The 20,735-nt window shown below is 30.9% G+C and carries 21 protein-coding genes and 5 tRNA genes; 13 read left to right on the top strand and 13 right to left on the bottom strand.

The annotated features are described in order from the left end of the window. Genes CKF54_RS03595 through CKF54_RS03585 form a run of 3 tightly spaced genes read left to right on the top strand, consistent with a single transcriptional unit; the run spans window position 1 to window position 2,302 of the window. Window positions 1-831: a hypothetical protein gene (locus CKF54_RS03595; RefSeq protein ID WP_119524915.1), complete on the top strand. Its 831-nt coding sequence runs from the start codon at window positions 1-3 to the stop codon at window positions 829-831. After that, complete coding sequence (locus CKF54_RS03590) at window positions 828-1,430, top strand: LemA family protein (protein ID WP_119524914.1); 603 nt, start codon at window positions 828-830, stop codon at window positions 1,428-1,430. Before CKF54_RS03595 ends, CKF54_RS03590 begins: the two co-directional genes overlap by 4 nt. A gap of 50 nt (window positions 1,431-1,480) precedes the next feature. Continuing rightward, window positions 1,481-2,302: a TPM domain-containing protein gene (locus CKF54_RS03585; protein ID WP_222987497.1), complete on the top strand. Its 822-nt coding sequence runs from the start codon at window positions 1,481-1,483 to the stop codon at window positions 2,300-2,302. A 34-nt stretch (window positions 2,303-2,336) separates the two neighbouring features. Here CKF54_RS03585 and CKF54_RS03580 read toward each other — a convergent pair whose 3' ends face one another. The 3 genes from CKF54_RS03580 to CKF54_RS03570 all read right to left on the bottom strand — a co-directional run bounded on the left by CKF54_RS03580 (window position 2,337) and on the right by CKF54_RS03570 (window position 6,554). Beyond that, a complete protein-coding gene (locus CKF54_RS03580) occupies window positions 2,337-3,533 on the bottom strand; it encodes a GDSL-type esterase/lipase family protein (RefSeq protein ID WP_119524912.1) in 1,197 nt (398 codons plus the stop codon). A 13-nt stretch (window positions 3,534-3,546) separates the two neighbouring features. Continuing rightward, window positions 3,547-4,548, bottom strand: coding sequence for a DUF459 domain-containing protein (locus CKF54_RS03575; RefSeq protein WP_222987496.1), 1,002 nt, complete (start codon window positions 4,546-4,548; stop codon window positions 3,547-3,549). A 119-nt stretch (window positions 4,549-4,667) separates the two neighbouring features. Next, window positions 4,668-6,554, bottom strand: a complete 1,887-nt coding sequence (locus tag CKF54_RS03570) for an MBOAT family O-acyltransferase (protein WP_119524910.1) — start codon at window positions 6,552-6,554, stop codon at window positions 4,668-4,670. A 166-nt stretch (window positions 6,555-6,720) separates the two neighbouring features. Here CKF54_RS03570 and rsfS point away from each other — a divergent pair, with 166 nt between their 5' ends. The 3 genes from rsfS to murI are packed head-to-tail and all read left to right on the top strand — an operon-like array spanning window position 6,721 to window position 8,444. Then, window positions 6,721-7,044: a ribosome silencing factor gene (rsfS, locus tag CKF54_RS03565; RefSeq protein WP_119524909.1), complete on the top strand. Its 324-nt coding sequence runs from the start codon at window positions 6,721-6,723 to the stop codon at window positions 7,042-7,044. A 57-nt stretch (window positions 7,045-7,101) separates the two neighbouring features. Next, window positions 7,102-7,569: a 23S rRNA (pseudouridine(1915)-N(3))-methyltransferase RlmH gene (gene rlmH / locus CKF54_RS03560; protein ID WP_119524908.1), complete on the top strand. Its 468-nt coding sequence runs from the start codon at window positions 7,102-7,104 to the stop codon at window positions 7,567-7,569. A gap of 2 nt (window positions 7,570-7,571) precedes the next feature. Then, the gene (murI, locus tag CKF54_RS03555; protein WP_119524907.1) at window positions 7,572-8,444 is read left to right on the top strand and encodes a glutamate racemase; all 873 of its coding nucleotides are present in this window, start codon (window positions 7,572-7,574) and stop codon (window positions 8,442-8,444) included. A 30-nt stretch (window positions 8,445-8,474) separates the two neighbouring features. On the opposite strand, the gene CKF54_RS03550 is transcribed toward murI, so the two are convergent. The 7 genes from CKF54_RS03550 to CKF54_RS03520 form a co-directional block, all read right to left on the bottom strand. Beyond that, window positions 8,475-9,221 (bottom strand): Nif3-like dinuclear metal center hexameric protein, encoded by a 747-nt coding sequence (locus CKF54_RS03550; protein ID WP_119524906.1) that lies wholly within the window; start codon window positions 9,219-9,221, stop codon window positions 8,475-8,477. Window positions 9,222-9,276: 55 nt separating this feature from the next. Continuing rightward, a tRNA-Gln gene (locus tag CKF54_RS03545) sits at window positions 9,277-9,351 on the bottom strand. Window positions 9,352-9,360: 9 nt separating this feature from the next. Next, window positions 9,361-9,445: transfer RNA gene (locus tag CKF54_RS03540), tRNA-Leu, on the bottom strand. A 9-nt stretch (window positions 9,446-9,454) separates the two neighbouring features. Then, a tRNA-Gln gene (locus CKF54_RS03535) sits at window positions 9,455-9,529 on the bottom strand. A gap of 9 nt (window positions 9,530-9,538) precedes the next feature. Continuing rightward, window positions 9,539-9,623, bottom strand: a tRNA-Leu gene (locus CKF54_RS03530). Between the two features lie 7 nt (window positions 9,624-9,630). Further along, window positions 9,631-9,707 (bottom strand) — tRNA-Met (locus tag CKF54_RS03525). Window positions 9,708-9,979: 272 nt separating this feature from the next. After that, window positions 9,980-12,757, bottom strand: coding sequence for a hypothetical protein (locus CKF54_RS03520; RefSeq protein ID WP_119524905.1), 2,778 nt, complete (start codon window positions 12,755-12,757; stop codon window positions 9,980-9,982). A 270-nt stretch (window positions 12,758-13,027) separates the two neighbouring features. Between CKF54_RS03520 and asd the strand changes: the two genes are divergently transcribed. Genes asd through CKF54_RS03505 form a run of 3 tightly spaced genes read left to right on the top strand, consistent with a single transcriptional unit; the run spans window position 13,028 to window position 15,049 of the window. After that, complete coding sequence (asd, locus tag CKF54_RS03515; protein ID WP_119524904.1) at window positions 13,028-13,882, top strand: archaetidylserine decarboxylase; 855 nt, start codon at window positions 13,028-13,030, stop codon at window positions 13,880-13,882. Window positions 13,883-13,884: 2 nt separating this feature from the next. Continuing rightward, window positions 13,885-14,394, top strand: a complete 510-nt coding sequence (locus CKF54_RS03510) for a hypothetical protein (RefSeq protein ID WP_119524903.1) — start codon at window positions 13,885-13,887, stop codon at window positions 14,392-14,394. 43 nt (window positions 14,395-14,437) lie between these two features. Beyond that, on the top strand, window positions 14,438-15,049 hold the full coding sequence (locus CKF54_RS03505; protein WP_119524902.1) for a LysM-like peptidoglycan-binding domain-containing protein: 612 nt from the start codon (window positions 14,438-14,440) through the stop codon (window positions 15,047-15,049). Between the two features lie 64 nt (window positions 15,050-15,113). On the opposite strand, the gene CKF54_RS03500 is transcribed toward CKF54_RS03505, so the two are convergent. The 3 genes from CKF54_RS03500 to coaBC are packed head-to-tail and all read right to left on the bottom strand — an operon-like array spanning window position 15,114 to window position 17,592. Then, window positions 15,114-15,719, bottom strand: a complete 606-nt coding sequence (locus CKF54_RS03500; protein ID WP_119524901.1) for a hypothetical protein — start codon at window positions 15,717-15,719, stop codon at window positions 15,114-15,116. 19 nt (window positions 15,720-15,738) lie between these two features. Then, entirely contained in the window at window positions 15,739-16,209 is a 471-nt protein-coding gene (gene dut / locus CKF54_RS03495) for a dUTP diphosphatase (RefSeq protein ID WP_119524900.1), read from the bottom strand. Window positions 16,210-16,212: 3 nt separating this feature from the next. After that, window positions 16,213-17,592, bottom strand: a complete 1,380-nt coding sequence (gene coaBC, locus CKF54_RS03490; RefSeq protein ID WP_119524899.1) for a bifunctional phosphopantothenoylcysteine decarboxylase/phosphopantothenate--cysteine ligase CoaBC — start codon at window positions 17,590-17,592, stop codon at window positions 16,213-16,215. 428 nt (window positions 17,593-18,020) lie between these two features. Between coaBC and rpmB the strand changes: the two genes are divergently transcribed. From rpmB to coaD, 4 genes are all read left to right on the top strand, one after another. Further along, the gene (gene rpmB, locus CKF54_RS03485; RefSeq protein ID WP_119524898.1) at window positions 18,021-18,257 is read left to right on the top strand and encodes a 50S ribosomal protein L28; all 237 of its coding nucleotides are present in this window, start codon (window positions 18,021-18,023) and stop codon (window positions 18,255-18,257) included. 40 nt (window positions 18,258-18,297) lie between these two features. Beyond that, window positions 18,298-18,468, top strand: a complete 171-nt coding sequence (rpmG, locus tag CKF54_RS03480; RefSeq protein ID WP_119524897.1) for a 50S ribosomal protein L33 — start codon at window positions 18,298-18,300, stop codon at window positions 18,466-18,468. A gap of 71 nt (window positions 18,469-18,539) precedes the next feature. After that, window positions 18,540-20,150, top strand: a complete 1,611-nt coding sequence (locus tag CKF54_RS03475) for a 3-deoxy-D-manno-octulosonic acid transferase (RefSeq protein ID WP_119524896.1) — start codon at window positions 18,540-18,542, stop codon at window positions 20,148-20,150. After that, on the top strand, window positions 20,151-20,678 hold the full coding sequence (gene coaD / locus CKF54_RS03470) for a pantetheine-phosphate adenylyltransferase (protein ID WP_119524895.1): 528 nt from the start codon (window positions 20,151-20,153) through the stop codon (window positions 20,676-20,678). It abuts the gene before it with no gap. The last annotated feature ends 57 nt before the right edge of the window (window positions 20,679-20,735 follow it).

Below are 20,735 nucleotides of genomic sequence, written 5' to 3'. Positions count from 1 at the left end.
ATGTATAATGCACACTTACTAGATCATAAAGTTTTATTAAACCCAATTAGGGAAGAAGCTATATTTTCTAATCCTATCCATAGTCGTTATCTCAAATTAAACGCTAATTACTTAAGTTTAATTATTCAATCTAACATTAAGCAGTTATTGCATTATTCTGTTGGTAATTTTAACGATTTAGACTTAGATTTTGAACAGATTTTAGCAATGTTAGATGATAATATTGCTGAGGAAGTACGTTTAAATACTAGTTTTGAATTAGATAAAGAACATCTTTATTTAGTTAATGATTTCTTTTCCCAGTTAGAAGATATTCAAAGATGTCTTGATTGTTTAAAAATTCCATTAGAAAAAGTTAGCTCTAATGGTGTTGAATATTTAGAAGACAAATTAGAATTCTACCTAGGTTTGATATCACGCTACAACACTGCTTTTGATTTTTATACTCAAGAGATTGATAGTGATAACTTTCTTTTTCTGCAGATTAAAAGTGTGGCAGATATCTTTTATCTGCTGGTGGCTAGTATTGATGCTTATTTAGGTGGAAAGATTGAAGATCTTATTTTAATGGCGCAGGAAACTAGTCTGTTCTGCTTATACTATTTAAGAAACTTTTTAGAGATAGTAAAAGAAGAGCATATTTCCCTTGAAGATCTTTCTCAAGAAAAAGTTATTGATATAGAGCTTACTCGTCAATGGGATGTTTATCGTGCAATTCAAAATGTTGTGAACGGTAAGCTAGCATTAAAAGCAATGCTTGAAAAAGTAGCAACTATTGATGAAAAGGCAATAAAACAATATAACAAAGTTTTAAACCAAGAATTTCTATGATTAAAAGTAAAAAGTTTATTATTTTAATACTACTAGCTGTTGTAGTATTATTTGGAGTAGTTAAGTCAGTAAGTACTTATAACGTTCTTTCAAAAAGTCAGCAACAAGTTAATCTAGCTTTAGCTGAAGTAGAAACTCAATATCAAAGACGTTATGATTTAATACCTAATTTAGTTAACACAATTAAAGCTCAATCTAATTTTGAACAAAAGACTTTAACTGATGTTATTAATGCTAGAGCACAAGCTACAAGCGTTAAATTAAATGTTGAAGACTTAACTGAAGAGAAATTAGCACAGTTACAACAGGCGCAAAACGGTTTAAGTCAAGCTCTATCTCGTCTTTTAATGGTTACAGAAAATTACCCAACATTACAAACTAATGAATCATTTTTAAGTTTTCAAGCACAGTTAGAAGGAATTGAGAATAGGGTTGCATTCGCACGTAGTGAATATAATAAATACGTATTAGCTTTTAATACTGATTTAAAAACTTTCCCTAACAATATTTTTGGAAGACTTTTAGGTTTTAAAGTTATTCCATATTTTCAGTCAGTTAATGGTGCACAAAATGCGCCTGTAGTAGACTTTGGAAACTAATTTTGCAACATTTTAAATGGTTTTTAAGTTGCTTTCTTTTTGCTCTATTATTGTTCTCTGCTAAAGCTGTAGCGAATTACCCTCAAATACCTGCAAATCTTACACCTGTAAATGATTACACTAACACTCTAAATGCTACACAGTTAGATAATCTGAATAAACAGTTAATAGCGTTTAATCAAAAAGATAAATTTCGAATTGTTGTAGTTATTGTCAATACTACAGGTAACGAGCCTATTCAAAACTATAGTTTCAATTTAATGAATCAATGGAAGATAGGTAATAAAGATAAGCAAAATGGTGTGCTCCTGCTTATAGCAAAAAGTGATCGTAAATACTTTATCGCAACCGGTCCAGGGGTAGAGGGGGATTTACCTGACGCCTTACTGTCGAGAATCGGAAGACTACGACTACAAGCAAACTTTAGGGAAGAAAAATATTACTTGGGAATTGAACAAACTATTTCAGACTTAATGCAAATAGCGGATAATAATATCCCAGATGCTTTAACTAAATCAACCGAAGAGGAAGAGGATTGGTTTGATAAGATATTCCCTTTAATTTTCTTTATTATTTGGTTTTCGTTTCTTGCAATATTCCTTTTTGGAATGTTTGGTTCTAAACTAAATAAGTTATCTAAAAAGTTAGAACAAAATGGTAAGAGCAACAAGTTAACGAGTAACTTATCAAAAGTAATAACTTTCTTAGCTTTAATAGCTAATGTCTTAGCCAAAAACCAAAGAAATTCATCTTTTGGCTCAAATAGAAATGGAGATTCAAAGGATTCAGGTTTTGGAGGGAGAAACTCTCGAGGAGGGAGTGATTTTGGTGGAGGAGGTTCCCGTGGCGGTGGTGCCGGAGGGGGCTGGTAGAAAAAGAGCTGTGATAATTATCACAGCTCTTTTTCTATTTGTCTCCAAGTTTAATAATATCATGCGCAAGTTGATAGCCAAATAATCTATAACCATTAGCACTAAAGTGAACGCCATCATTACGTAGAATTTGAGCGTTTTGTTGTTTGATTGCTGAACATGAACCACCCATAGCTTGACGCCAGTCCCAAAATAGGACTTGGTTGCTTCTCGCTATGCGTACTAGATCATAATAAACTGTATCAACTCCAGCATGTTGTAAATTATTACAACGTGTATTAGCTAAATTTTTATTTATAGCAATATTAAGCGTATCAGGATTTGAAAGTAACATTACCTGTGCTTGCGTATTTGCTTTAATACTACTGATTAATTGGCTGTAATCCTTAATATATTGCTTAGAATCAAAGTTTTGATTATAACTTTCATTTGTCCCAAAAGCAAGAATAACAAGATCTGGTTTTAACGCTGCTAGTTGTTTAGTCCAATCACTACCCCAAGTATCTAGGTAATAGATAGTGGCACCGTTAGAGCCTAATTCTGAAACTGTAACACCTTTATTTGTATTATTAATGTACATACCAGAGAGCTCTAAGTTAGCATTAGCCGAAATTCTAAAGTTCCCTTCAATAAATACAGAATAGGTTGCCCATTGATTTCCTCTAATACTTAAGGTTTCAGTTCCTGCATCAGAACTCACGATCATAATACAATCTTTTAGTGCTGTACAGCGTGTAGTGATTTTTAATTCTGAAAAAGGTATTGTGTTACCGTTTATAGCTTTATATTCAATTGAACCACGCGAATTAAAGCTTGCAACTAAACCACCAATAGTATAGTTATACTCTTTATGATTACGAGCATTAATTAATGATACGTTAGTGCTTTTATAACCGATTAAACTATTATACTGCCCTGGAACTTTCATGGGAGCAATATAACCTATAGAACCTGTTCCTAAGTATGTACGCAAGCGATTTCTTAAATACATAGTCATAACATCGGCAGCTGTGTGTGAATCCCCCAGCTGCACGATTGTTAAGCCTTCTTTCTTTGCTTGCTTGATTTTATTCTTTAGTTGAATAGTTCTTAAATCATTATTTGAATAATCAACTATATAACTGTCATTACTAATATAATCTTTTGGTTGGGTAACCGAGGTATCATTAGTACAAGAGAAAAGAAATACAGTAATAGAAGTTAAATAAATTTTGAAAAATTTATTAAGCATTTTTAGACAATCTCTATTCAAGGTTGTTTATGTACTCAATATATGACAATACATAGTTGGCTATTAGTTTTTCACCCGCAGGAGTGAAGTGAATACCATCATCTGAACGAGTTTTTACTAGTTTATCGTTTAAATAGATTGAAGGAGAGTATGAGTTACCTGAAAGATGTAAAGGAACATTTGTATCTACAAGTAACACTCCATATTGTTTAGCCGCTGATCTAAATAAGCTATTAACAACTTGCATTTTGTTGTTTAGCTCTGGGTTACGAATGTTTGGTACCGTAAGCCAAATAACTCTTACATTATGTTCATGAGCTTGATACATAATAGACATGATACGTTGTAGGTAATGAGCACGCCATTCTAGACTGCCAAAAGGATAACCTTTCTTAGTCACACGATCATATAGTCCATAATTATCATTGGCTCCAAGAAGCATAATTAGAAGTTTATAGTTTTGATCACTTGCTAATTCTTGAGTAATGGTTTTATTCCAATCTAAATTATTTGGGTTTAAAAGTCCAGTAGACTGTTTAGATAAATCTTTAGATTGAATTTTATAGTTATGACTTAAGTAAGAGCGGATATGTCTTCCAACTCCTTGTTGCATGGAATCACCTGCAACGAGGACTTTGTCACCTGGTTTTAGAGTGATAGGCAAAGCTTCTTCAGGGAATGCAAATTCTGTAAAATCTTTATCTCCCGCAAAGATATCTGTATAGCCTACGGCAAACTGATTTTCAGGCAAGACTTTAGGGATATTCAAATTATGTTGCTCAATTAGCTCTTTGAAGTCATCTTGCGTATTAGAGTTTTCAGTTTTTAAATTAGTTGCTTCATCTTGCTCTTTGCTTACATCTTCACTAATATTTTCACTATTTTTGTTGAAGCTACTAGTAACTAAAGTTCCTAAATTATTATATTGTGAAAAAGCAAACTCTTTAAAGTCTAAGACTTTATCATTTATATCTTTACCTAGAGTCCAAAGTCTAAAATTTTCTAGTTTAGTCAATGGAGAAGGTGAGCTATAGTTAGCTATCCAGTAATTATTTATTGATCCCTGAAAAAGCCAGAACAAAATGATTATGCAAGAGATAAAACTAATAAGAAGTCGTTTCATTTTAGTGTTTTCTAGAAATTAGCATAAATGAATGGAGGAACACCTGAAGGTGATAAATTAATAACTATCCATAAAACAAGGATGCATATAGCAATACAGTATTTAGATGATATCTCCTGACTTACAGTTAATAGTTTATTAATTAATTTTTCAACTTGAGGTAGTAACATCCAGTAAATGAAAATTAGCACTAAACTAATAATTGCTAAAGGTTCATGAATAGGTAATGAAAAATTGCTAAAAGTAGCTTCTAAGAAGTTTATCGCTGCATCAAAATCAGTAGAGTTAAAGAATATCCAAGTTAAACATACATAATTGAATGTTAAAAAACGCGAGATAAACTTGCTGTAATCCGAAATTCTAAAGCTACTAACTTTATGTAAGATATTTAAACCAATTATCCCTAAGGTATGTAGTAAGCCCCATAAAGCAAAGTTTAAAGTAGAGCCATGCCAAATACCAGAGAGTAGCATAGCTATTACAGTGTAACATTGTGCTAAGAGAAAACCATGACGATTTCCACCTAAAGGTATATAGATATAGTCACGAATCCATGAACTTAGAGAGATATGCCATCTTGTCCAGAAATCTTTAATATTTAAAGAGATATATGGGTTTCTAAAGTTTATAGGATGAGTAATACCGAAGCATAAGCCTAGAGCGAACATTAAATCTGTATATCCACTAAAGTCAAAGTATAGTTGGAAAGCGTAAGCATAGGTAGCTAAGATTAATTCCCAGCTATTATAGTTATCCGGAGCTCCAAAAACAGGTTGCACAAAGTACATGGATAAACTAGTTGCTAGTAACCACTTTTTACTAATACCAAGAGTTAAATAAAAGAAAATTTTATTAATTGGTTGTGGACAGCGAGCTTTAGTAATTTGAGGAATTAATGTTGTTGCTCGGTTAATTGGTCCCGCTACTATTGTAGGGAAATAAGTAACAAAAGTTAAACTTGTTAAGAGTGAAGGGCTTTTAATTTCCCCACGTTTAACTGAAATTAGCAATGAAATACTGTTAAATGTATAGTAAGAAATTCCAAGAACAGGAATAACGCTAGAGATCTCTCCTAAATTTGTAAAACCTAGACTAGTTAAAAAATTAACAAAGTTAACGTAAATAAAGTCATAGTATTTAAAGTAAATTAGAGGAAGTAAACTCGCAACTATAAGAAGGCTAAAGTTAAAACCTGGTACTGCTTGTGAGTAATCTTTTTTAGCGCTTTCTTTGTAATTCTTTTCTAGTTCATCTTTCTCAATTAAATTGTAATTTTTCAACAATGAGTTAAGGAAATTAAAATTATCATTAAGGTAGATTAGATCTCGATCATTAATTTCTTCAATTTTTACTTTTTCTAATAACTCATCAATTGTTAGATAATAATCAGCTACTTTGTAACTTAATAAACGTGTAGTATTAGCTACCTCATTTCCTTCAATATTTTTTAAAGTCTTTTCTAAGTCATTTTGCACTCTAGATAAAGGAGAAGAAAATATAGAGTCTACGAGTTTAAGCTCTGTTAGAGTTAACTGTGCTGTAGAGTTATTAGTTAAGGTTAATTCAAGCTCTTCAATGTCACTCTTTTGTTTAAAGTACTTTAAAGAAAGAACTGAGAAGTTATGTTGAGCTCTATTCTTAATTAAGTTCAAGTTTTTATCTTGTCGCTGGTTTATAACCTTATCAATGGCTCTTTGACTTAAGTGGATAAAGATGGCATAAGCTAAGAGTACTATAGAGAAGTATGGATGAATAAAACCAACAAAGAATAAACTTGCTAAAGTTATAACTATATTTTGTAACTTGGCAGTATTAGCATTTGTTTTATAAGATACTGACCAGTAGATAGAAATAACAATAAATAAAAACAGAATAAAAGTGAAAGAGAAAAAGCTCATAATGAAAAAGTCATTTATTTTATATGATCTGAATAATCTGAATATTATAGAATTTTTTTCTAATTAATTCATCTTTTTCTCATATTTAACTGTGGTATAATGTCATGGTCTTAATCCGTACACAGTTTAACTAAATTAAATACGGAATAAATTTAAGGTTATATTAATGAAAAAAACACAAGAAGAAATTTGTGCTGTAATTTTAGATAAGTTAGATGATCTTAAAGCTCAAGAACCATGCGAAATTGATGTAACTACAAAATCGTCTATTACTGATACCATGATAATTGTAACAGGTACTTCAGATAGACACTGTGGTGCATTAGCAGATCACTTAATTGATGAGATGAAGAAATTAGGGATTGAAAATTACGGTTCTGAAGGAAAAAATACTGGTGAATGGATTGTTGTAGATTTTGGTACTGTAATGGTACATATTATGCAAGATCATGCACGCAAATCTTATGAACTAGAAAAGCTTTGGTCATAAAAATATAAGAAAAGTCTTGGGACTATCTCAAGACTTTTTTAATACGTAAATTTTTATATGAAAATATTTTTAGTAGCTGTTGGGACATCAATGCCTGATTGGGTAACAACTGGTTTTAAAGAATATCAACGTAGATTCCCAAGAGATCTTCCACTAGAATTAATTGAGATCAGCAATAAAAAGCGTGGAAAAAGTGCTGATATTAACCGTATAACTATTGAAGAAGGAAAAGAGCTCCTTAAAGTATGTGGTAGAGGTTATATAGTTACCTTAGATATTCCAGGTAAGCCGTACGATACTCATCAATTAGCTAAAAGGTTAAACAAGTGGCAAAATGATGGTAGAGATGTATATCTGCTTATCGGTGGTCCTGAAGGGCTTAGTGATGAAGTTAAGCAAGCAGCACATGAGTCATGGTCTATTTCTAACTTAACCATGCCACACCCTTTAGTTCGAGTAGTTGTAGCTGAAGCACTATATCGCGCTTGGAGTTTAAATAATAATCACCCTTATCATAGGGAGTAAGTATGACAAAGGCAAAAATATTGTTTTTTGATTCTGGAGTAGGTGGTCTTTCTCATCTAAAGTCAGTAGAAAACATCTACTTTGACTTCTTTGAATATTATTATTTATTTGACAATGAGTTGTTTCCTTACTCAGAGAAACCTGATAGTGTACTAATTGAAAAGCTTGTACCTCTAATATCTCGTGCAATTAAAGAATTAAAAATAGATCTAGTTGTTATTGCTTGTAATACGGCTTCAACTCTTATTCTTGATCAACTCAGAGAAGTTGTTAAAGTGCCTGTTATTGGCGTCGTACCAGCTTTAAAACCAGCTGTAGAGTTTTTAGTAAAACAAGGTAAAACTGAAAAATCAGTTGGTTTACTTGCAACTAAAGCAACTATAGCTCGTCCATATGTACTTAAGCTGATTGAATTTTACACAAAACCTATTGGTCAAAATGTATCTTTACTAGGAACAACTGATTTGGTTGAGTATGTTGAAGCTAAAATTCGTAATAAGCCAACCAATAAAGACCTAAGTAAAATTCTAGCTCCTTGGTTGAATAATAATGATCTAAATCTAGGAGTCATTGTTTTAGCTTGTACACATTTTCCTCTGATTAAAGATGAAATTCAAGAGTTATTTCCTAATATTCTTTTAATAGATACTTGCTATGCTATTGCTAGACGCATAGGGGTTCTTTATGGTTTTTTCAAAAGTAAAGAAATAGAAGCACAACGAAAAGAATTTGTGGAATATTTAAAGCAAATAAAGCACGAAGAACATTCTGCTGTATTAGATAAACATTTGTTAAGTACTAAAGCTTTAACTGAAGAGGAGTTTTCAGGACTCAAACATCATGGTTTTATAGATTACCAACACTTTCCACATTAAAAAAAGAGCCTATAGTAGGCTCTTTTTTTTTTATGCTGGATTTGGACAATCTGTAAATATTACTTCAAAATTGTATTTTTCTGCAAGTAATTCTCCAAGGCGTTTAATCCCATATCTTTCACTATCATGGTGTCCCATAGCTATATAGTGAATACCTTGTTCTACTGCAGAGTGAGTAGTGTACTCCGAGATCTCTCCAGACATATATAGGTCACAACCTAAAGCATAAGCTTGATCAATAAATCCTTGACCACCTCCAGAACAGATTCCGATGGTATTAATTTTGTCTTTAGCGTTTTTACCTATATGAAGAATTTTTTTACCAAGTTTTGCTTCAACTAGATTAACAAATTCATTGACATCTAACTCTTCAGTTTTACATATTAAAATTTCTTTAGAATCTTGAGAATAAGAGTAATTTGTTAAATTAAACATTTTTGCAAGTTCAACATTATTACCTAATTCTAAATTAAAATCTAAAGGTAAATGATAAGCAAAAAGATTTATATCATGTTTAATTAGTTTAGCGATACGTTGGTAATGATAACCTGTTAATCTTGGATCAGATCCTTTCCAGAAATAACCGTGATGCACCAAAATAGCATCGGCATTTACAGAGATTGCAAAATCAATTAATTCTTGACTAGCGGTTACTCCTGTAACAATTTTTTGGATCTTATCTTTACCTTGTACTTGTAATCCGTTAACAGTGTAATCAGAGTATTTGCTACTTTCTAGTAATTGGTTAATAATTCTTTCTAATTCAAAATTATTCATATTTTAAATATACAAAAAGGACTTATATGATCTCTCATATAAGTCTGTAAATAAATGGCTGGGGTACTAGGATTCGAACCTAGGGATGACGGGATCAAAACCCGTTGCCTTACCGCTTGGCGATACCCCAACAATAAAGTGGTGCGGGAAAGGAGACTTGAACTCCTACACCTCTCGGCGCCAGAACCTAAATCTGGTGCGTCTACCAATTTCGCCATTCCCGCACAAAAAAATGGCTGGGGTACTAGGATTCGAACCTAGGGATGACGGGATCAAAACCCGTTGCCTTACCGCTTGGCGATACCCCAACTAAAAAATGGTGCGGGAAAGGAGACTTGAACTCCTACACCTCTCGGCGCCAGAACCTAAATCTGGTGCGTCTACCAATTTCGCCATTCCCGCAAAATAATGGTGGCTATGACGGGATTCGAACCTGTGACCCCAACATTATGAGTGTTGTGCTCTAACCAGCTGAGCTACATAGCCAATAAAATCTGTATACCTTTATGAGTAAGTATGAGTAAAAGTTTTTAGTTTTTTCTTCTCTTCCTCATCGGTACCTGCTTATTATGCCCTTTTGAAAAGATAAAGTCAATACTTTTTTTAAAAAAAGTTTTTATAATGTTGATTTTTATTAATATAAAATTATTATTAAATTATTAAAAATAATCTTTTTCATAGTAATTTTTTTATTAATTTCGAAATATTCTCTCAATATTAGAATTAATTATTTTAAGTAAAGAAAAAACCCGATATTGCTATATCGGGTTACAATTAACACAGATTCCATTAATCCATGTTTCGTTTATTCTATCTAGCTTTCTATTAAGGATAATAAAATTAGCTAGTTTATTTACTTCTAGAGTTCCTATTGCTCTATCAATATCAAGAGCTTGTGCTGGAATTTTATTTAGGTGTTGTAATAAATTTAGAGTTGGAAGATTTAAACCTTTAAGGTATTCCAATACATTCACAGTTGGTAGATTATTATTTTGGATATTAAAATCTAAATAAAAATCAAGGTCATGTTTATACTTACGGATTGTACGAATTCGATTACCTAAATATTCAAAGTGTTCAGCCATGTTTGAATTAACTAAATAGTAGCTTATACCTTGTGAATTATTGTAGTTTGAGCGATAAAGTTGCTCAACTAATTCTTCATCAAGTAGCTTCTTAGGTTGAAAATCTTGACCACTAAGGCGTTCGAAGTTCAAGAAACACTTATTGGAGAGTGTTTTAACATTAGTTAATTCATCATCACTAAATGAATAATAAGTATCTCGATCTATATAGGGTAGATTAGTAGTTTGGAGGTTATAAGCAATATCACAACTTTTTAACCACTGTATTGAACAACTGGAATCAAAGTATTTTAAATCTGCGCTAATGGCTAGACGCGAGTTTCTCAATAGAGGTATAGGAGAACTGCTACCATTAGATGAACTTGCAAATAAATTTGAATTTTTACTTGCTTGGTTATTTTGACGGATTAATTTGTTAACTATCCCTAATGTATTACTGATGGGGTAAAAATTATATCGAGAATACATTAGTTCGGTTACTGCTGGATGAGAGCTAAAAGTACCAAAATATCCACTATCAACGAATTCATCATCACGTATGTCATCGGAAATATCAAAATAATCTTCGTCATAGTAGTCATCACAAAAAATATCATGATACATTCTTTTATAACTTGAGTTATAGTCTGACAAAATTCGATATTCGGTTGGTAAAGGATCACTTGTAAGATTTCTAAACTTTTGACCTAATTGTTCAAAGGTAAATTCCTTATTAAATAACTTAACGCTTTTACGTTTATAGTAATCAGATAGGAATAAATTTAAAACATTTAAATCAGTATGTTGATGAATGATACAAGCTGTATTTCCACATTTTTCTAGTTGATCTAGGAAAAAGAGGTTTTGGTTAAAATTAACTCCATGGGATTTTTGATAAATTTCTCCGTAAAAATCAACTCCGCCTATATTGTTACCATTTACACCAAGAATAATGTGGGGTATGCTTTTTCTTAGTTTATTTATGTCCTTTAACCAAGAGGTAGAAGCATAAGATAAACTATTGTCATTTGTGAATCTTAAACTTGTATATCCTTGTTTAAAACATTCCCTTATAGCATGTTTAGTTTCACTTAAGCTTGGAGCATGTGAAAAATCAATATTAGCAACTGATTTGAGATTTGGATTAACAAATCCCGCAGTAATAAAATTATTATTTAAATCAATAATAATACTATTTTTGCCAATTTTAATTTTACGATGCTTGTTGAAATATTTTTTTCTGCGAATAATTTTAGAATAATCAGGCTCAATGCTTGTAAGTAAGCTAAGTAATTTTTCCTCTTTGTCAATCGCTTCAATAATCCCGTTGCGATTAACAACCATAGCCATTTTAGTTTTTATTTGATTATTTTCTATTAGGCTAAAGTTACAAAAAATATTTTTAGCTTGACTACATACTATTTCACCATTCAGATCAATCAATTCTTGAGTAGAAAATAATTTATTAAGCATTAACGCTCTAGGGTTGCGTACAAAATGCTTAGTTTTTATCTCTGGCATCAAGTATTTTTGATTAAATACTGAATCATATTCTTCTGAAAATTTAGTGTAATCAAAATTTTCAGAGGTAATTAATTCGTCGATAACAAGGTATAAAAAGCTGTATTTAAGATGCTTCAAATAGTAATAAGCATAAACATTCTTAGGATCTTCTAATGCTTCTTTTAGGTAATCAGATTGACTGCAGTAATCCTCACCTAAAGCATGACGAAGATGTAGTAAATGAGTAGCTTCTATAACTTTATTAACATCTGAAAGCTCTTTATCCTTTTGTTGATAAATAAACTCATTCGTAACAGAATAAAAATTCAAATCTAAAACTGCATCGTCAGCAAAAGAATTTGAAGATTTTGAAGATTTTGAAGAATTTATGCTGGATTTTTCTTCTTTTAACGCTATATCAAATACATAGTCACTATCGCGTTTAATATTAAATGCGTATTCAAAATTTCTAAAGATATATGCACTTAAATTGATAGAGTTATTTAGATTGCGATAGTCGTTTTTACTTCTCGATCTAATTTTTAAGTGATGAACAAATTTTAGAGTTAAAGCATTACCGATGACTAATTCAGGAGATAAATCATTTAATTCACCGAGTAATTGACAGCGGATTATATGATTTAAATTATCAAAGTAACTGTACTCTGTAACGAGAACTGAATCTTTTTGTTTACCTACAAAAGGAAAGATATCTTTAGAACGTTGGAGGTAATTAAGAGTAGTGGAGTTCTCTAGAAGCTTTGTTCTATCTTGCAATATTGGGTATTGCTGATAGTTATAAACGATTTTCGACGTAAATTTACCTCTTAACTCATAATTGTTAGGGAAATAGAATGAGAAAGTATAAAAAGGTAAAGTGTCGAACACATTGAAGTTAACTCTACTTAAAATTGTTAAGTAAAGACCTTCAATTACGGCATCATCATAGTTCTTTTTATTAAAAATCATAACTTTATTTCTAATTAAAAATATAAAGAAACTAATTATAATGCGACTTATTAACGGCAAATTAATAAAAATACAATAGAAAAAATCTATAAAAACGTATATAATTATACAGTTGTATTTTATTAATTTTACGGAGCTATATATAGTTTAATATAATATTTTTTTAATGTCACAATTATTTTCAAATTTTTATAAAATAATTATGATCATAAAAATAATTTATTAAAACTTTTGCTCTAATTTTACAGAATATTGATCAATATAAAGAATATGAATTTAAAAATTTTTCTTCATAAATACCTCACTCCTAGGCATATAATCACTAAAATTGTAGGGAAATTTGCTTCTAAAAAGTGTGGTAAATTAACAAGCTTGGCTATTAAGGGCTTTATTAAATTAAATAAAGTCAACATGTATGAAGCTAAGTACCCTGATGTTGATCACTATAAAACTTTTAATGAGTTTTTTATCAGAGATATTCAAGAGGAAGCTAGACCTTTAGGTGAAGATCAATTTGTTTCGCCTGCAGATGGCAAAGTTGCTATGCTTGGAATCATTAATAACGGAACAATGATCCAAGCTAAAGGACATGATTTTACGGTTAGAGAGTTGCTTGCAATTTCTAAAGAAGAAGCTTCTCAATTTGATAATTGTTCTTATTTAACAGTTTACCTTTCTCCAAGAGATTACCATAAGGTGCATATGCCTTGTGATGGTAAATTATTAAAAGCTATTTTCATTCCAGGTGACCTTTATTCAGTGAATGATAATGCTTTTAACAATATTCCAAATCTGTACGCAAGAAATGAACGTTTAGTTTGTTACTTTGAAACAGAGTTTGGCTTAATGGTACAAGTTCTAGTTGGCGCTACTATTACGGGATCAATCTTACAATTTTGGGAAGATAGTCTTGAAATTAACCACTCTGTTCATATAATTGAAAAAGATTATTCAGAAAGTAATATAATTATAAAGAAAGGGGAACAAATGGGTGCTTTCGTTATGGGAAGTACTACTATTAATATTTTCCCTGGACAGCTTGGTTTTGATGTATCTGGAATTGGGGTAGGAGAACCTATAAAAGTTAGGTCTAATATTGGTAATTTAGAGGAAATGTCGAAATAGGTATGATTCAAGATTTTGATGATGTAGATTTTGAAAATGACGCATCAGTAAATAAGATACTTGAAAAAAATAGAGCTTTTATTAATTATTTAATTGATTTAGTTAATTACAATAATTTTTCAAAAGCTACTAATATCTTAAAAGCTATAGAGAAAGATGGAATTCACATCTCTATTCACAAACTTAGACGTTTATTGGCTGTAGCTAATATAACTAAAGTAGAGAATTTACGTGGTGATAAGTTTTATAAGCTTAACAATTCAAATCGAAAACTGACATTAGAATCGAAAGTTGAAACTTTAGTCATGTCAATTCGTAGTAATGCAGTATGTGTTTTAATAAAAACAGTACCAGCTGGAGCGCAAATAATTGCTAAGATTTGTGATAGTACAGTTAAGGAGCTTGAGATATTGGGTACAGTAGCAGGGGACGATACTGTTATGCTAATACCAATAGACATATCTAAAGTTTCAGAAATTGAAGAAAAAGTTAAGCAATTATTTAAAATTTAAGCTTATTTAATTTTATCTCAGTGCAACTAAATAGGTTATAACTATGAAAGAAAAAATGAAAGGAGTGATTGATCGCTCTTCTTATACAAAATTATATATTTATGTTGGTATTATTATTCTTTGTGTGGTTCTTTATTTATTTGTATTTAGAGATACAAGTAATAAAGATTCTATCCTACTAGCAAGAAATGAAACCTCTACTGTTGTAATAGGTAATCAAAATCAAGAGACTGCTGTAGATAGTCAAGAAACTAAAGAAGAATTAGCTCCAGCTCCAGCTGAAACAAAACCTGAAACTCCTGTAGTTACTCCTGAACAACCAAAAACTCCAGAAGTTGCACCTACGACTAATAACAATCAAGGAAGTTTAATTCCAGCAGTAGCGGAAAATCAAATTTATGCAAATTTAGAAACTCACTCTTTTACTGTAAATAAAGGTCAAACTGCGGGTACTATTTTTGCAAAAAACCGTGCTGATATTTACGCAATGGCTGCAGTAAATAAAACTATTGAAAGACTAGGTGAAAATGATAAAATTTTCGTTAAGTACAATAGTTCAGGAAAAATTGTAGTACTATCAATTGAAAAGCGCCGTGGTGGCTTTGTTGGTCAGTACATTTTAAACATTGATAATAATTATATTTTTGTAAAATAACGCGTAATAAATTTTTATTTGTGAGAAAAAAATCAAAGGTCATGGTTTTATACCATGACCTTTTTTATGTAAGTTTTTTCATTAAAACTTTTAACAAGTTAATTTCATTATTAATTTCAGCTTCAATCTCTGTAATTAATCCTTGATGAGTTTCATTAGCTATATTTCGAGAGATATTTAGAAATATACCATTTAGCAAGTCTGTATAAATACGAGCACAAGCTGAACTAAACTTATCATTTAAGGAGTTAAATATTCTCTTATAAATAAAGTAGATTGAAGTATTAATATCATTAACTTTGTTGGAAAATTCAACTTTTGAGTAGCAATTATTACAAGAAAGAATATGAGCTAGGTTTGGTTTCTTTAATAGGATTTTTATTACTTCTCTAGTAAATATCGTAGCTTTGTCATCAAGGCTATCATCATTTTTTTCTTGTAAAATGTTTTCAAATAGATTGTTACACTCAAAATTAAAATTATCTAAAGCTTTAACAACCAAATCTTCCACTTCAAAGTTAGTTAGACCTAATTTTTTAGGCGTAGAATTTAATTGTTTAGCGATAAAAGTTTTATTGGGTAATTTTGTACTTGTTGAACTTAAAGAGTTAATTAGAGTGGAATTAACCATAAGCTCGAATGTCACTCCGAATAAATTATTAATACTCATGGAATGAGACCTATATAAATTAATTTACGCCAGTTGAACCAAAGCCAGAGCTACCTCTTTCAGTATCACTAAAGTCCTCAACTTCGATTAAGTTTACTTGGGTAACTAATTGCACAACTAACTGCGCAATTCTTTCTCCATTTTCAATAACTTGCACTTCGCCAGAGCGATTCCAAAGTGAGATTTTTAATTCACCTTGATAATCAGAATCAATAACACCAACTAGGTTTCCTAAGACAATACCTCTTTTATGCCCCTGTCCACTGCGTGGATAAATAAATGCAGCATAATTTGGATTATCTAAGAAAATAGCTAAGCCTGTATCAATTAATACTGTTTCATTTGGTTGAACAGTAATAGATTCTTTTCCCTTTAAGTTAGCTCTTAAATCTAAACCTGCAGAACCTGTAGAGCCATAGCTTGGTAAACCAAATTTTGTAAAAAAGTTATGGTCAAGAATTTTAAATTTTACATCTAATTTATTTGTCATAGCTTAATTATGTTCCAGGTTGTAAAGAGATTTAGCGATATCAAGTACTAAAAGTTTAGCAATCTTTTCTTTTAAGTCGTAACTTAAATCAATGATTGAGCCATCTTTTTTATAAAGAATAACATGGTTAAAATCAGAATTCCAACCTTGATTTTCTTTAGAAACATCATTTGCACAGATGCAGTCACAACCTTTTGATAAAATTTTGGCACGTGCATATTCTGCAACATTATTGGTTTCTGCAGCAAAACCAACTACGTATTTAGGTCGACGCTGAGAATTAGCAACATTGAAAAGGATATCAGGATTTTTAACTAATGTAATAGTTAATTCATCTAAATCATTTGCCTTTTTGATTTTAGTTGTACTAATTTCTTTAGCTCTAAAGTCACCTACAGCCGCACAACCAACAAAGACATCTACATTTATTAAGGATTCTTGCACTGCATTATTCATTTGCTCAGCAGATTCAACTTTAATAGTGCGAATTCCCTCTGGAACCTCAACAGATATCGGACCGCAAATTAATGTTACTTTTGCACCGAGTTTTTGGGCAAGTAAGGCAATATATACTCCCATTTTCCCAGAAGAGTGATTAGTAATATATCTTACAGGATCAATCATCTCTCTGGTAGGTCCTGCAGTTACTAAAACATGTTTACCCTTAAAATTTTCTACATACTTGTTAAATTCTTCTTCATGTTCAAAAGATTCATTTAAAGTAATAGTTTCTTTAGGTTTAGATTTTAATGCAGGAACATCAATAAATGAATTGTCTACATGGTCAGCAATAAATTTTTCACGTGGTTGAGTAAAACCTACAGGTTTGCTCTGAGTTCCACCAAGTTCCTTACTAATTAACTCTAGTAGCACCTCAGGCTCAAGCATTCTTCCTAAGCCAATATCACCGCAAGCTTGTGCACCGTGATCTGTATCAAGGATTTTAGCGCCAAACTCTTTTAGGCTAGTTAGATTTTTTTGCGTTTGTGGCTTGCTAAACATTTCAGCATTCATCGCGGGAGCAATGAGAAGAGGGGTTTTACTTGGTTTAGCTAAAGCAACTGTTGATAATAAATCATCAGCAGACCCACGTGCTAATTTTTCAATTGTATTAGCTGTGGCTGGAGCTATTAAAATCAGGTCAGCCCATTTTGCTAATTCAATATGTCCCATAGATAACTCTGCTTCTAAATCAAAGAGTTGAGTATATACTTTGTTTTGGGAAAGAGATTGTAAAGTTAGTTGAGTTACAAACTGTAAAGCAGATTGAGTAACCATAACTTTTACATCGTAACCTAGCTTAACAGCTTCACGAATAAGGAATACTGTTTTATAAGCGGCAATGCTTCCGCTAATACCAATTAATAATTTCTTCTTTTGCATATTACGAACAATATAAAATTTCTTTTGAACTAGTATATTATAGTAGTTTTCTAGCTAGTTGTCACAAGCAAGAGGACGATTAAAACAAGCAAAATAATTTGCTTTTTTGTTTTAGTTTTGCTATAATTTTTTCGTGTTATTAAGTTTTTAGATCGGTAAAGCTAGTTTTACTTAAGCTTTAGTAATTAAAAATAGTTTAAAGTTTATTTTTAATTAAGATCGTATAGCAAACTTTTTTATAGATTTCTATATTAATTTTTAATTCAAACATTTGGTAGCTAAAATTTTTAATTATATAATGAAATACATTATTTAATTAAACCGAAGATTCAGTTCTTAGTCATGATGAGCAGCGAATCAGAAAAAGCTATCATTGGCAATTGTATTCAGTTACAATTGAAATATACATATATTGGAGTTTAACAACCATGTCAAGAGTATGCCAAGTAACTGGTAAACGTCCTGCAGTTGGTAACAACCGTTCTCACGCATTAAACGCAACTCGTCGTCGTTTTTTACCTAACTTACAATCTCACCGTTTTTGGGTTGAAAGTGAACAACGTTACGTAACTTTACGCGTTTCAACTAAAGGTTTACGTACTATCGATAAAAAAGGTATCGAAGTTGTTTTAGCTGAGCTACGTGCTAAAGGCGAAAAAATCTAATAATTTTAGTAACTTTTTCATTCAATAAGGTGTTATCATCATGGCTAGTAAAGGCGCTACAGAGAAAGTAAAATTAGTATCAACAGCTGATACTGGTTACTTCTATACTACAGTAAAAAATAAACGTAATACTCCAGGGAAATTAGAATTAACTAAATATGACCCTAAAGTACGTAAACACGTTTTATTCAAAGAAGCTAAAATCAAATAATTTTAGTTCAGAGAAAAAAGAGGAGACCTTAAAGTCTCCTCTTTTTTCGTTATAATTGTAAATGTGAGGTAATGGTGAATAGCTATTTACTTTATAAATCTTTTTGGAAATTAATTACTCCATTAGTTAAATACTATTTTAAACGTCGTGGCAAAAAGGATAAAAGATACACAGAGCATCTTGAAGAAAGATTTGCTGGAGTATATGACACACAATTGCAGAGCTTTATTTTAAAGTGTCAAGCAGAAGGGAGTATTCATATACATGCTGCTTCATTGGGAGAAGTAAATTTAATAAGTTCTTTTGTTTTAGCTCTAGATAACTTAAAAGCTAAAAACTTATTAAAAGAGAAGTTTAATCGACCAATAATTATTACGACTAATACTCCAACAGGAAGGCAAGCTGCGAGCAAGTTAAAAGATCAGCTTAATCTAATTTCCTTAGAAGTAGTTTATACTCCACTTGAGTATGAAAAAACTATAAATAAATTTATTCAGGATTTTAATCCAAGTCTTTCTATCTTTGTAGAGACTGAAATTTGGCCACTACTAATTAAAAAATTAAAAGAGCATAATTCTTTATATTTAGTTAATGCAAGAATATCAGAAAAGAATCTTGCAAAAAACTCTAAAGGACTTTTAAGAAAAAGTATAGATAAGTTTGATAAGATAGTTTGCCAAAATTACTTAAATGCCTTACTTTATTCAGCTGTTCTAGAGGGTAAGAGTCAGATCTCTACAAATCTAGAGGTTAATAAAGTAACATATAGTTATCTGGATAATGCTGGATCTAAAAACGAAACTTGTTATTTCCATGCTAAAGCAGACAAATCTAAGTTATACATTGGTAATAATCTTAAATTTAATCGAGCTAATTATCGTGTTGAAGACCAATTGTTCCACTTACTTTATAAAAAATTTAGACAACAAGGTAAAGTGAACTTACTAGTGTCTTCTACATATCCTGATGAAGTAAAGTTAATACTTCATTCTTCAGATCTTACAAATTTTATTATTGCGCCAAGACACCCTGAAAATTTTGCTAAAGTTGCGGAATACTGCCAAGATAATGGATTTGTAGTTACATATTTTTCAACTTTAAAAGAAAGATTTTATAAATTAATTGATCAGGTATACGCGCAAATTGATGGTCAAGATAAAGACATAGATCATCTAAATCACTTAAATAATAAATTAGGTAATTTATGGTTAAATCTTGAGGAGCTCTTAGGTTTTAATCATCCACAAAATGTTTTACTAGTTGACACTATAGGTGACCTAAACAACCTTTACCAGTTAGCAGATATAACTGTAGTTGGAGGAACCTTTAATAAAATAGGTGGTCATGACGTTATAGCCCCAATTTCTTATTTAAATAGTGTTATAGTTGGACCTAATTTTAAAAACCAGCAAGCTGTTGTTGAGGAGTTGATAAATTTAAATGCTCTTAATTTAATTAAGGATACAGAAACAGTAAAATCAACCCTAGAAGTTTATTTGAAATCATACTTAAGTGAGCGCCAAAAGCTAAATGATAAACTGATTTATATTGATGAAAATACAGATCTAAAATCTTTATCTTTAGAATATACTTACTTAGGTAAAGAGTATTTAGCATACAAATATTTTTTATCACAGCAAAATGCTTTAATTAATCACTTGAAAATCTTAGGAGTAATCTAAATGACCACAAAGATAGCTATCTTACCTGCGAGCTTTGATCCTATTACTTTAGGACACTTAGATCTTATTAAAAGGTCAGCAGGACTATGTGACCACCTAGTAATATTGGTAATGAATAATTTTGGTAAAAGTTATACATTCAGTTTTGAACAAAGACTTGAGTTAGTAAGACTAGCTGTAGGTAAGTTAAATTTAGAATGTAAGACAACAATTTCTGGATCAACTAAGTTGCTAGTTGATGAGATGGAAGCTTACAATGCTGATTTTATTATTAGAGGTATTCGCAATTCTCAAGATCTAGAATACGAAAAAACCCAAGAAACTATTAATAAAAGTTTAGCTAAGAAATCTTACACTAGCAAAGATTTTGAAATAGTTTATTTAGTTTCAAAACCTGAGCTAGCACATATTTCTTCAACATCAGTTAGACACCTACTAACAAATAAAGAAAATTTTCAAACCTATTCTGATGTATGGTTAAGTGAAGAGGTAATAAAAAAGATAAAGGAGTATTTAGAAAATGCTTAAAAAACTAGTTATTCCTTTAACTTTATACATTACGATTTGGGTTATAAGTCTTGCATG

This window comes from Psittacicella hinzii (assembly GCF_003585885.1).
In the GTDB taxonomy this organism is placed as follows: domain Bacteria; phylum Pseudomonadota; class Gammaproteobacteria; order Enterobacterales; family Psittacicellaceae; genus Psittacicella.
This window is presented reverse-complemented; position numbering and strand designations above follow the sequence as displayed.